Below are 11572 nucleotides of genomic sequence, written 5' to 3' on the forward strand. Positions count from 1 at the left end.
GTGGCGGAAAGGGCGATGCCCGGGCAGGTGACCTGCCCGGGCATCGCGTGGTGCTGGTGGTGCGGGATCAGCGATCAGGAGATGCGGATCTTGGTGTTGAGGCCGTCCTTCTCCAGGACCTTGATCTTGGTGCCGGTGGCCGGGAGCTTGACGCCGTGGTTCGGCAGCTCCGGGAACCAGTACTGCTGGGTGTCGTCGAACAGCGGCTGCGCAGCCTGGCCACGGATGTACTGCGGCTGGCTGTTGAGGTGCAGCGTGAACGAGTCGGCCTTCTTCAGGCTGAACGGCGCGTCGTAGACCTGGACGCGGGACCGCCAGGGCTGGCCGGTCAGGTTGTAGATCGGCCGCGGGTGCGCGTCGATGATCAGGTTGCGACCCTCACCCGGGTGCGCGAACGTGTCGTTGTCCGCCCAGCGGGTGTTCCAGTAGGAGATCAGCAGACCCTCCTGGTACGCGTAGTGGTCCACGTAGTCCGGGCGGGTGTTCTGGTAGCCGAAGAAGTACGGGCCGGTCTTCAGGTACTTGTCGTACGAGATGTACTGCCGGGTGCCCGCGATGTAGTAGTTGTCGTACGCCTTGGTGTAGCTCTTCTCGGCGGTCTCGAAGCCACCGGCGAGCGTCCAGCCCGCGGCACCGGTCTCGGCGCCGTCGGAGAGGACGGTCTGGCCGTCGGCCGTCACGGTGATCGCGTCACCGTAGAAGCCACCCTCGGAGACGCCACCGTCGGTCTGGTAGCGCAGCCGGAACTGCGCGACCTTGCCCGCCGCCACGTCCATGGGGATGTTGACGTCGACCCACTCGCCGCCGCTGCTGCCGTCCAGCGCGTAGCGACCGGCGGAGATCTCCTTGAGCGGCTGGCCGTTGGCCGTGCCGGGCAGGGTCACCCAGGACTGGCCGCCGTCCAGCGACGCCTCGAAGAACAGGTAGTCGTAGTCGGCCTCGATGTTGTAGCGGCCCTTCATCGACAGGGCCGCCGACGACTTCCCGGTGAAGTCCAGGGTCCGGGTCATCGTGCTGTTGAGGTCGTCCTGGTTGCCGGAGAAGAACTGCTTGCTGCCCTCGAAGGGCGCGCCGTGCTCGAACGTGTAGTCACGCTTCGGAAGCACCACGACGACGGCCTGTGCCTCGTCGCTGTTGTACTCCTGCGGGCCGAGGGTCATGGTCCGCTTCTGCCCCGCGACGACCACCTCGTAGTCGAGCCAGCCGAGCTGGAGCTTGTTCCACGCGCCGAGGTCGCCGCCACGGTCACCGATGCCGGCGTCGGTCTTGGCGCCGAGCCGGCTCTGGGCCATCAGGGTCCAGTGCTCGTTGTTGTTGTCCCCACCACTGGTGACGTTGTAGTCGTCCGGCAGACCGAGGTCGTGCGCGTACTCGTGGTAGAAGACGCTCCGGCCACCGTTCTCCGGCTGGATGGTGTAGTCGCCGATCCAGAGGCCGGTGTTGCCGATCTGGGTGCCGCCGGCCGGGTTGCCGGCCGGGCCGGTCGAGCCCTGGTCGGACGCGAAGGCGTACCAGCGGTGGCTCCAGATGGCGTCCTCGCCCTGGTGCGGGTCACCGTCGGCCTCGTCGCCACCGGAGTGGACGATCTGGAAGTGGTCGATGTAGCCGTCCGGCTCGTTGAAGTTGGCGTCGCCGTCGTGGTCGTACCGGTCCCACTGGTCCATCGCCGACAGGTCGGCGGCGATCTGGGCGTCGGTGCGGCCGGCGGCCTTCTGGTCGGCGACCCACTGGTTGGCGGCGTCGCGGACCAGCGCCCAGGTGTTGGTGCAGACGTTCGAGGCGCACGGGTAGCCGCCGGAGCGGCCGTAGCGGGCCTCGTTGTACTTCACCTTCACCCAGTCGGTGACGGTGCCGTCGACGCTGTAGCGACCCGAGGACTGGGCCTCGTAGTACTGCTTCACCGACTCGTCACCGGGGTTGGTGCCGAAGTAGAGCTTGCGGTAGTAGTCGGCGTTGTAGTCCGCCTGCCACACCGTGGAGTTGTCCACCGCCCGGTTGGGCTGCGGGATCTCGTTGTGCAGCGGCCCGTCGAACCGGGTCGGACCCGCGGTGTCCGGGTCGGTGTCCTGGTCCGGGTAGCTCGGGTGCCGCTCGTTGCCGAACTCGGCGAGGATGACGAAGATCCGGTCCGTCTTCTCCCGGGAGAGCTCGACGTACTGGTCCTCGGTCTGGGTGGCGGCGTTGGCCCGGGTCGAGCGGGCGGCAGCCCCCTCGGCCTGGGTCTTGCCGACCTTGACGACCGTGCTGCCGTTGACCTTCTGCGGCTTGGCCCGGCCGGAGAGGACGTCGCTCAGACCCTCCTGGCGCAGGGCGCGACGCTTGTCCTCCAGCGGGTTCGGCAGGTCGTGGTCGACATGGGCTGGCTCGGCGACCGACGGAGCGGCCGTCGGCAACTTCGGCTGCGGCGCGGCGGTGGCGGACGAACCGAACGCCAGTCCCGTCGCCGTCAGCGAAAGCCCGAGCAGACCCACTGCGACTTTGCGCACGTGGTACCTCCGGTTTGAGGGAACCGGCCCAACGGGGGTACGGGCCGGTGCTACCGATCCCACTAGGGGGACCAATGGTGAACATAGACACTCGTGTGACCGGTGGGAAGATGCGTGCGTCGATTTGTTGCAAAGTTTTGTTGGGAATGCTTTTCACCGTCACATCCCGGCCGTTCACCAGCGCGGTGAGCAGGGCGAACGCCCCCACCTGGCGACAAAGAGACGGTTTTCGATAAGCGTGATCGCGTAACGGAAAAGTGGGCGGCGGCGTGCCCGTCGACCGTCCCACGGGTGGTCCGTCAAGCCTTTACGACCGCCGCCGACGTGTACACGCGGCGGGGCCCGCCCGGGGAGCACGGGTGCTCTCCGGACGGGCCCCGCCCGTTCTTCCGCTCGGCCGACCCTCGGGTCAGTTCCTCGCGGGGGTGACGTACACCGTGGCGTACGAGTTGTCCCGCGCGGTGCGCTTGATGGTGATGGTCACGCCGTAGGACACCCCCTGGTCGCCGGGGTTCCCGGTGCCCAGCACGATGCCGCTGCCCAGGCTGACCCCGTAGTAGGACGTCGCCGGCGTACCGTCCGGGTTGGTGACCCGGGTCGTGTACGGCGCGTTGCCCTTCGACGGGATGACCACGGAGGCGTCGTTGTCCCGCGCGTACGGCGAGCCGTCACGCATCTCGATGCCCGGGTACCAGGTCTTCGCGTCGGTGAAGCCCTTCACGGGCGCCTGCGGACCGAAGCTGGTGCAGTACTCGCTGTACGGCTCGTCCGCCGCCTCCAGGCACTCCTTGAAGGGGTACGTGGGCTTCAGCGAGAAGGCCGCGTTGGCGGACTGCGGGCGGCTGGGCAGGTTGTCCAGCACCGACGGGTCCTTCACGGCCGCCTCGCCCTTGCGGCGGTACGGGTCGAAGTGCGAGTCGACGATCAGCAGACCGCCCTTGGCGCCGTAGCTGGGCAGCGCCGTCATCTGCGCCGTGGTGTGGTTGACGTCGCCCCGCTCCGTGTCCCGGTACCAGACCAGCATGCCCGGGGCGTTGTAGGAGACCCGGTCGACCTTCCACGCGTCGCGCGAGTAGATCGTGTCGTAGGTGTACTTGAGGCCCTTGTCGAAGCCGTCGAAGTTGCGCCACTCGGCCAGGTAGTAGTGCGCCTGGGTCGAGGTGCCGGTGTCGATGTGCCAGCCCTGGCCGGTGGTGTCGACGAAGCTGCCGCCCGTCGCCGTCCAGCCGTTGGCCCCGCCCTCGACGTCGTCGCTCCACGTGGTGGCGCCGCCGCCGGTCACCGAGAAGTCGTCGGCGAACCAGCCGCGCTCCGCGAACGCCTCGTCCGTGGCGTAGCGGAGCCGGACCTGCACGGTCTGCCCGGCGTACGCCGACAGGTCGACGTAGTCGTGCCGCCAGCCGTGCGTGTCACCGGTCAGGCCGTACTTCTTGTTGCCGAAGTCCACCATCCGACCGTTCGGGTCGGCGTAGCCGTCGTTCGTGGTGACGAGGTTGCCGGCCGCGTCGTAGACCTTCTGCTCGGTCCAGGTGGCGCCGCCGTCGGTGGAGAGCTCGACGAAGCCGTAGTCCCAGTCGGCCTCGATGACGTAGTTGTTCCACATCCAGAACTTCGCGTCGGCCGCCGCCGGCACGGCCACCTGACGGGTGATCTTGACGTCCGCCCAGTCCTGGTCGGCGCCCGAGTACCACATGTTCGCGCCGCTGTGCGGCGTCGCCAGCGTGATCACCTTGTCCGGCAGGTCGACCTTGATGCCGTCCTCGGTGCCGCGCGGGGTCCGCGAGGTCTGGCCGAGCTGGACGGCACGCGGGTTCGAGCCGGGCGCGAGGGTCAGCGGGTCGGCCCAGCCGAGCACCCACTTGTCCCACAGGCCCATGTGCGTCGGCAGCGCCTGGAAGATCTCGCCCGAGTGCGAGCCCGAGGCCATCAGGTCCCAGAAGTCGACGTCGGAGTCGGCGTTGCCGGAGGTGTCGTAGAGGTCCGGCAGGCCCAGGTCGTGGCCGAACTCGTGGGCGAAGACGCCGACGCCGGCGTCCTCGGGCTGCACGATGTAGTTCGAGACCTGGAGGTTGGTGCCGGGGATGGTGTAGCCGCCGGTCACCGTCGACGAGTGCGCCCAGACGGCGTACGTGCCCTCGGCGCCGCCGCCGCGGGACTTGCCCTGCCCGGCGTGCACCAGCACCAGGTGGTCGATCACGCCGTCCGGCTCGAAGAGGTTGCCGTCGCCGTCGCGGTCGCCCTGGTCCTCGATGTCGTAGTCGGCCCACGGGAAGTTCGGGTCCGCCTGCGCGAGGGCGTCGATCGCGTCGGTGGCGAGCCGGCCCGCGCCCTGCGGGTTGTCCGGGTGGCCGTTCATCGACTGCTGGCGGCCGGGGACCCAGTTGCCGTTCTCGTCCTGGAAGCAGCGCGAGGCCGCGTACCAGCCCTCGGAGTGCGGCACGGTGATCCACGGGCTGGCCTGCCCGTCGACCGTGTACGCGCCCTTGGACATCTCCAGGTACATGTTGTGCATCGTGCGGCCGGTCAGGTCGATGCCACGCCTGCCGTCGGGGCCCTTCAGGTCCTTGCGGACCCGCTCGGTGATGCCCTTCTTGGAGTAGAGCATCTTGTCGTAGTGGGTGGGCGAGAAGTCCGGCACCCACATCGAGTTGTTGTCCTCGTGGGGCAGGTTCGCCGGGTTCGGGATCTTGTTGTGCTTCGGCCCGTTCTGCACGGTGCCGGGGACGCAGGTCCGGTCCTCGAAGACCGTCCTGGGGACCATGACGCCGGTGAAGTCGTCGTTGGCCTGGTCGTTGAACTCGACAAGCAGGGTCAGCAGCTTGGCGGTCTGGGTGCTCGGGGCCTTCTTGATCTGGCGCGGGCTCTTGCCCGTCGTCATCGCCTTGGCCTCGTGCTTCGCGAGCTGCTCGGCCGCGACCGGGTTGCCCCGGGCGTACTTGCGGTCGTAGGCGCGCGCCTCTTCGACCGCCGGGGCGTAGACGCCGCCCTTGCCCTTGACCTCGCGGCCGCCGCTGTCCGGCTGGACGGCGGGCTCGGCGTAGTTGATGTAGTGCTCGTCCGCCCCGATCGTGGCTCGGGCGGGGCCGGGCTCCGCCGCCGCCGCGCCACCGGTCACGGTCAGTGACGAGGCGGCGAGGGCGATGGCGGGCAGCGCGACGAGCAGGCGTCGACGCGACCCGGATTGCGTATTTCTGTTCATGCCGCTCCGTTTCTCGGGCATGGGGAGGAGGGAGCCGGTCGGCCTCCATCGATGCGACGTCCATCGAACCGACCCGACGAGCGTGAACCTAGAACAGAAAGCAGGGGAACGACAGGGGTCGACCTCTCCCTGTGACCGTTCAGCTTCACTCGGCTCACCCGACCGACCGATGTGACAGCGCGCAGCCGGCCGGTCGCACACCCGTAAGAAACGACGATGGGTGACGGTCCGCGAGGGACCGCCACCCATCGGGGCGTACGCCTGCGTCAGTCCTCGTCGGACTTGCCGCCGCCCATGCCGGACGAGATCAGGTCCATCACGGACGAATCCTGGAGCGTGGTGACGTCGCCGAGCGAACGGTTCTCCGCCACGTCGCGCAGCAGCCGGCGCATGATCTTGCCGGAGCGGGTCTTCGGCAGCTCCGGCACCAGCATGATCTGCCGGGGCTTGGCGATCGGGCCGAGCGTCTTCGCCACGTGGTTGCGCAACTCGGCGATGAGCTTCTCGCCCGCCTCGCCCGCCGTGTCCGTGGTGCCGCGCGGGATGGCGAACGCGACGATGGCCTGCCCGGTCGTCGGGTCGGTCGCGCCGACCACCGCCGCCTCGGCCACCGACGGGTGGGAGACGAGCGCCGACTCCACCTCGGTGGTGGAGATGTTGTGCCCGGACACGAGCATCACGTCGTCGACGCGGCCCAGCAGCCAGATGTGCCCGTCGTCGTCCTTCTTCGCCCCGTCCCCGGCGAAGTACATGCCCTCGAAGCGCGACCAGTACGTCTCGATGAACCGGTCGTCGTCGCCCCAGATGGTGCGCAGCATCGACGGCCACGGCTCGCGCAGCACCAGGTAGCCACCGCCGCCGTTCGGTACCGACTGGCCCTGGTCGTCGACCACGTCGGCGACGATCCCGGGCAGCGGCGTCATCGCGGAGCCGGGCTTGGTCGCCGTCACGCCCGGCAGCGGCGAGATCATGATCGAACCGGTCTCGGTCTGCCACCAGGTGTCGACGATGGGCAGCTCACCCCCGCCGACGTGCTGCCGGTACCACATCCACGCCTCGGGGTTGATCGGCTCACCCACGCTGCCCAGCAGCCGCAGCGAGGACAGGTCGTAACCGGCCGGGATGTCCTCGCCCCACTTCATCATCGTGCGGATGAGCGTCGGGGCGGTGTAGAGGATGCTGACCTTGTACTTGTCGACGATCTCCCAGAACCGGCCCTTGTGCGGAGTGTCCGGGGTGCCCTCGTACATGACCTGGGTGGCGCCGTTGGAGAGCGGGCCGTAGACGATGTAGGAGTGCCCCGTCACCCAGCCGATGTCGGCGGTGCACCAGTAGACGTCGGTCTCCGGCTTGAGGTCGAAGACCGCGTGCTGCGTGTACGACGTCTGGGTCAGGTAGCCGCCGGTGGTGTGCAGGATGCCCTTCGGGCGGGCCGTGGTGCCGCTGGTGTAGAGGATGAACAGCGGGTGCTCGGCGTCGAACGGCTGCGCGTCGTGCTCGGCCGCAGCGGTCTCGACCGTCTCGTGCCACCAGCGGTCCTTGCCCGACCAGGCCACCTCCTCGCCGGTGCGGCGCACCACCAGCACGTGCTCGACCGACGGGCAGTTCGCCACCGCCTCGTCCACGGTCGGCTTCAGCGCCGACGGCTTGCCCCGGCGGTAGCCGCCGTCGGCGGTGATCACCACCTTCGCGCTGGCGTCCTGGATCCGGTTGGTCAGCGCGTCGGCGGAGAAGCCGCCGAAGACCACGCTGTGCGTGGCGCCGATCCGCGCGCAGGCGAGCATCGCGACCGCCGCCTCCGGCACCATCGGCAGGTAGATCGCCACCCGGTCGCCGGCGGTGACGCCCAGCTCGGTGAGCGCGTTCGCCGCCTGACAGGTCAGCCGGTGCAGGTCGGCGTACGTGATGGTCCGGGTGTCGCCCGGCTCGCCCTCCCAGTGGATGGCGACCTTGTCGCCCAGCCCGGCCTCGACGTGCCGGTCCAGGCAGTTGTACGCCACGTTGAGCTGCCCGCCGACGAACCACTTCGCGAACGGCGGCTTCGACCAGTCGAGCACCTGGTCCCACTGCCGCGCCCAGGTGAGCCGCCCGGCCTGCCGCTCCCAGAACGCCAACCGGTCGGCGTCCGCGTCCGCGTACGCGTCGGCGGTGACGTTGGCGTTCGCGGCGAGTTCGGCTGGCGGGGGGAACTGGCGCGTCTCGTTCAGCAGATTGGCCAATGCCTCGCTCATGCCGTACTCCCTCGTCGCTCGGGTGACCTGCGTCTCTCTAGGGCACGAGGTTAGTCGGGGCGGCCGGCACGGGCGACCGCCGGTCCGGCCGACACGCGCCGAGCGGCCCCCACCGCGCGCCGGACGGCGACGCGGGCCGCCGCCTCGACGCCATTTGTCCGGCATGATCGCCCGGCCGGCGGCTCGCGGGTGGCGGTGGTCGCTTCCGGGCGGCTCGTCGGCGGGGCGCGCCGGGCAGTCGATAGCGTGACGGGGTGACCGCTGACCCGCTCGCCCCGCTGCTCGCGCTCGCCGACGTCGCCCCCGCCGTGGAGCGGGCCCGCGAGCGCTTCGACCAGGCCCTGGGGCACCGCGCGCTGCGCCGGCGCGGCGGCCAGGTCGCGGCCGAGGTCAGCCTCCGGTCCGCGGTGGCCAGCGCCGCCCTGGAGGGGTACGCCCGCGAGCGCGAGGCGGTCCGCGCCGGGACGGTGACCGAGCCGGTGGTGCAGGGCGCGCTTCGGGTCGCCGGGGCGCTGCCGGGGCTGTCCGAGCTGTGGCCGAAGGCGCCCCGGCAGGCGCTGGCCAGGCTGCACGTGCTCGCCGCCCGCGACGTCGTCGGCGAGGCCGAGCTGGGCCGTCCGGTGGCCGACCCGGTCGTCGCCGCCCGGCTGGACGGGCTGGCCGGGCTCGTCGCCGGCGGCACGAAGGTCTCGCCGCTGGTGCTGGCCGCCGTCGTGCACGGCGAGCTGCTGAACCTGCGCCCCTTCGCCGGGCCGTCCGGGGTGGTGGCCCGGGGCGCCGCCCGCCTGGTGCTGCTGTCCAGCGGTCTGGACCCGCGCGGCCTGCTCGCCGTGGACGTCGGCCACCACGAGCGCGAACCGGAGTACGTCGGCTCGGCCGGCGCCTTCGCCACCGGCACCCCGGACGGGCTGCGCTCCTGGCTGCGCCACTACATGGCGGCGGTGGAGGTCGGCGCGGACCAGCTCACCACCATCGGCGACGAGGTCCTAGCGGCGGCCTGAGCTGGCCGGCGCCGGCCCGTCCACGGGCCGCGCGCGGTCGCTGGGCCAGGCGGGTGCCGGGCGCGTGGCTCAGGCGGGTGCGGTGCGGGTGCGGCGGCGTCGGCCGCGCGGCTCGGGTGGGCTCAGGCGGGTGCGGGGGCGGTGCGGGTGCGGCGGTGCCGGCCGTACCAGGCGATGCCGATGGCCACGCCCACACCCACGCCCAGCGCCGCGGCGGCGACCGGGACGGCCGGGCGCTCGCGCAGCCGCCGCCCCAGCGGGATCGGGTGCCGGAACTCCAGCACCGGCCAGGAGTTCTCGACCGCGAGCCGGCGCAGCTGCCGGTCCGGGTTGACCACCGAGGGATGGCCGACGCACTCCAGCAGCGGCCGATCGCTGTACGAGTCGGAGTAGGCGTACGAGTCGGCCAGGTCGTAGCCGCGCTCGGCGGCCAGCTCGCCGACGGCGTCGACCTTGCTCGATCCGGCCGCGTAGAACTCGACCTCGCCGCTGTAGCGGCCGTCGACCACGCCCATGCGGGTGGCGATCACGTCGGTGACCCCGAGCAGCACGCCGATCGGGCGGACCATCTCCTCGCCGGAGGCGGAGACCAGGACGACGTCCCGGCCGGCGGCCTGGTGCTCCTCGATCAGGGCGGCGGCCTCGGCGTACACGTAAGGGTTGATCAGCTCGTGCAGCGTCTCCGCGACGATCTGGCGGACCTGTTCCACCTGCCAGCCCTTGCAGAGCGCGGCGAGGTAGTCCCTGGTCCTGGCCATGGTCTGCGCGTCGGTGCCGCCCAGCCGGAACATCAGCTGGGCGTACGCCGACTTGACCACGTCACGCCGGGTGATCAGGCCGTCCCGGTAGAACGGCCGACCGAACGCCAGGGCGCTCGACTTGGCGATGACGGTCTTGTCCAGATCGAAGAAAGCGGCACTTCGGCCCACGGCGCGAAAGTCTAGCCGGATGGTCTATGGTCGGCGGGTGCCCGGGGCCCGGCGACCCCTCGGACCTGCGGGCCGGCCCTCCGCCACCCTCGCTCATCGTGATGATGGTCACACTCTGCGAACATTATTTCGCAGGGAGTGGAGGAGACACCACTCGACGTATACAGGTTCGCTCAGGCAGACTTGTTGATGCGACGAGTGTTCACATCTCGTACGACAGGCAGACCCTCGGCGGTTGCACCCCCCGTGACCGCTGAGTGGGTTCGGCTCGACCCCCCCGGAGCCGAACCTTCGACGACCCCCGTCTCCCCCCGACGGGGGTCGTCCCTTTCCAGCGGGAGCGCTTCTACGCAGGTCATAGATCGTCTCCGTTCTCGGCAGCGCCGGACCCGGAGGGCGAAATCTCGACCGGAGGCAGCAGAGCTGTCGTCGGCTGCCAGAGCCCGGGAGGGTAGTCGTCCGGGGTGTGCGTATGACGATTGAGCGTCGTTGACGCCTGCTCGGGGCCCATGACCCGCTGCGCCCGAATGATCGGGATGCCGTTAGGTGACCAGCCAGGTGGCAAGGGCGCGCCTCAGGCGGAGCGCCACGCTCGTCCTGACACCGATCTGCCGCGGAGGCCCGAGGCCGTACGCCGCGGGTGCCGAGCCTCGTTGGCTCTACCATCGCCCGCGTGCAGGAGGACGACATCAGTGGGCACATCTGGCGGGAGGCGGCGGCGAGGAGGTCGCCGCTGGCGCATGACGCCCAGGCGCTCGGCGAACTGATTGAGCACGACCACGACCCGGCCGAGATCTCCTACTACGAAGAGTTTGCCGACCCGGATGCGCAGGCGCTGGACGATGCGCAGCGCTCCTACGCCGGGCAGTACCTCCGCAGGTTGCGGCGACTCCAGGATCGAAGCAAGCACGCCGGGACCGACCGCGACTGACGGCTGTACGGCATTCGTACAGCCAAGCTCACGGTCACAGGCCGTCTCCACCCCCGTTGAGAGTGCTCGTCCGAGGGCCAGTTCGGGGCCGGAGGCGACGAAGCCGCCGACGGTGCCGTGGGTTCGGCAGTGGAGCCATCCGGGACGTGCTCATAACGATTGAGTGTCGTCGACGTCGATTCGTCGCCTGCTCGCCGAGACGGCCGGCCGAGCGGGCTCGCCCGGTTGCCTCTCGGCGTGCCGGCACAGGCGTCACGGCCAGGTTCTGGCCTCGGCGTCGAAGACCTCCGGCCGGCTTTCCACCGGCAGTACGCAGACCAGATGTCCACCGGGTACGCGCAGCACCTGGCACTCCTGCCACCGCGCGACCCGCGTGGCACCGAGGGCGACCAGGCGAGCCGTCTCGGCCTCGACGTCGTCGGTCTCGAAGTCGAGGTGGAAGCGGGGCTCGTCGTCGACCTCCTGCACGGCGGTGACCAGCCCGGGCAGGGCGTCGTGCAGGCCGATGAACTGCGGGTACGACGGGTTGGGCTCGGCTGGGACGCCCAGGGCTCCCGACCAGAAGGCCGCCGCCCGGGCCGCCTCCGCACGAGGGGTGTCGATCAGGATGGCGTACACGCGACTGCGATGCATGCAGCGCAGGCTATCGATTCGTACGGCCCGTCGGGTGCCCGCGCCGCCGCGGCGGCAGGCGGGGTGTTTCGGGAGCTGAGAGGCGCTGCCATCCGCCCGGGTCCATAGCAGATCGACTCGCCCGGCGGGCGCTGTCCACAGGGCGCGCGGTTGTCCACAGGC

7 protein-coding genes are annotated in these 11572 nt (G+C 70.4%); 2 read left to right on the forward strand and 5 right to left on the reverse strand.

Annotated features, from left to right (window positions below; translation table 11 throughout):
* Window positions 1-74: 74 nt before the first annotated feature.
* The 3 genes from ACN27A_RS24055 to acs all read right to left on the reverse strand — a co-directional run bounded on the left by ACN27A_RS24055 (window position 75) and on the right by acs (window position 7916).
* Window positions 75-2471, reverse strand: coding sequence for an immune inhibitor A domain-containing protein (locus ACN27A_RS24055; RefSeq protein ID WP_421458580.1), 2397 nt, complete (start codon window positions 2469-2471; stop codon window positions 75-77).
* Window positions 2472-2895: 424 nt separating this feature from the next.
* The gene (locus ACN27A_RS24060) at window positions 2896-5685 is read right to left on the reverse strand and encodes an immune inhibitor A domain-containing protein (protein ID WP_421456931.1); all 2790 of its coding nucleotides are present in this window, start codon (window positions 5683-5685) and stop codon (window positions 2896-2898) included.
* A gap of 266 nt (window positions 5686-5951) precedes the next feature.
* Complete coding sequence (gene acs, locus ACN27A_RS24065) at window positions 5952-7916, reverse strand: acetate--CoA ligase (RefSeq protein WP_421456932.1); 1965 nt, start codon at window positions 7914-7916, stop codon at window positions 5952-5954.
* 254 nt (window positions 7917-8170) lie between these two features.
* Here acs and ACN27A_RS24070 point away from each other — a divergent pair, with 254 nt between their 5' ends.
* Window positions 8171-8917 (forward strand): oxidoreductase, encoded by a 747-nt coding sequence (locus tag ACN27A_RS24070; RefSeq protein WP_421456933.1) that lies wholly within the window; start codon window positions 8171-8173, stop codon window positions 8915-8917.
* Window positions 8918-9039: 122 nt separating this feature from the next.
* On the opposite strand, the gene ACN27A_RS24075 is transcribed toward ACN27A_RS24070, so the two are convergent.
* A complete protein-coding gene (locus ACN27A_RS24075; protein WP_421456934.1) occupies window positions 9040-9846 on the reverse strand; it encodes an HAD family hydrolase in 807 nt (268 codons plus the stop codon).
* Between the two features lie 673 nt (window positions 9847-10519).
* Between ACN27A_RS24075 and ACN27A_RS24080 the strand changes: the two genes are divergently transcribed.
* Entirely contained in the window at window positions 10520-10777 is a 258-nt protein-coding gene (locus ACN27A_RS24080) for a hypothetical protein (RefSeq protein WP_421456935.1), read from the forward strand.
* 252 nt (window positions 10778-11029) lie between these two features.
* Here ACN27A_RS24080 and ACN27A_RS24085 read toward each other — a convergent pair whose 3' ends face one another.
* A complete protein-coding gene (locus tag ACN27A_RS24085) occupies window positions 11030-11410 on the reverse strand; it encodes a VOC family protein (protein WP_421456936.1) in 381 nt (126 codons plus the stop codon).
* Window positions 11411-11572: the final 162 nt, after the last annotated feature.

Origin of the sequence: Micromonospora sp. WMMD737 (genome assembly GCF_049179055.1) — a bacterium.
In the GTDB taxonomy this organism is placed as follows: Bacteria; Actinomycetota; Actinomycetes; order Mycobacteriales; family Micromonosporaceae; genus Micromonospora; species Micromonospora reichwaldensis.

What these genes read in the sequence shown, in the direction of transcription:
- ACN27A_RS24060 (WP_421456931.1), bottom strand. Translation starts at nt 5,685, where the DNA reads ATGAACAGAAATACGCAATCCGGGTCGCGTCGACGCCTGCTCGTCGCG.
- acs (WP_421456932.1), bottom strand. Translation starts at nt 7,916, where the DNA reads ATGAGCGAGGCATTGGCCAATCTGCTGAACGAGACGCGCCAGTTCCCC.
- ACN27A_RS24085 (WP_421456936.1), bottom strand. Translation starts at nt 11,410, where the DNA reads ATGCATCGCAGTCGCGTGTACGCCATCCTGATCGACACCCCTCGTGCG.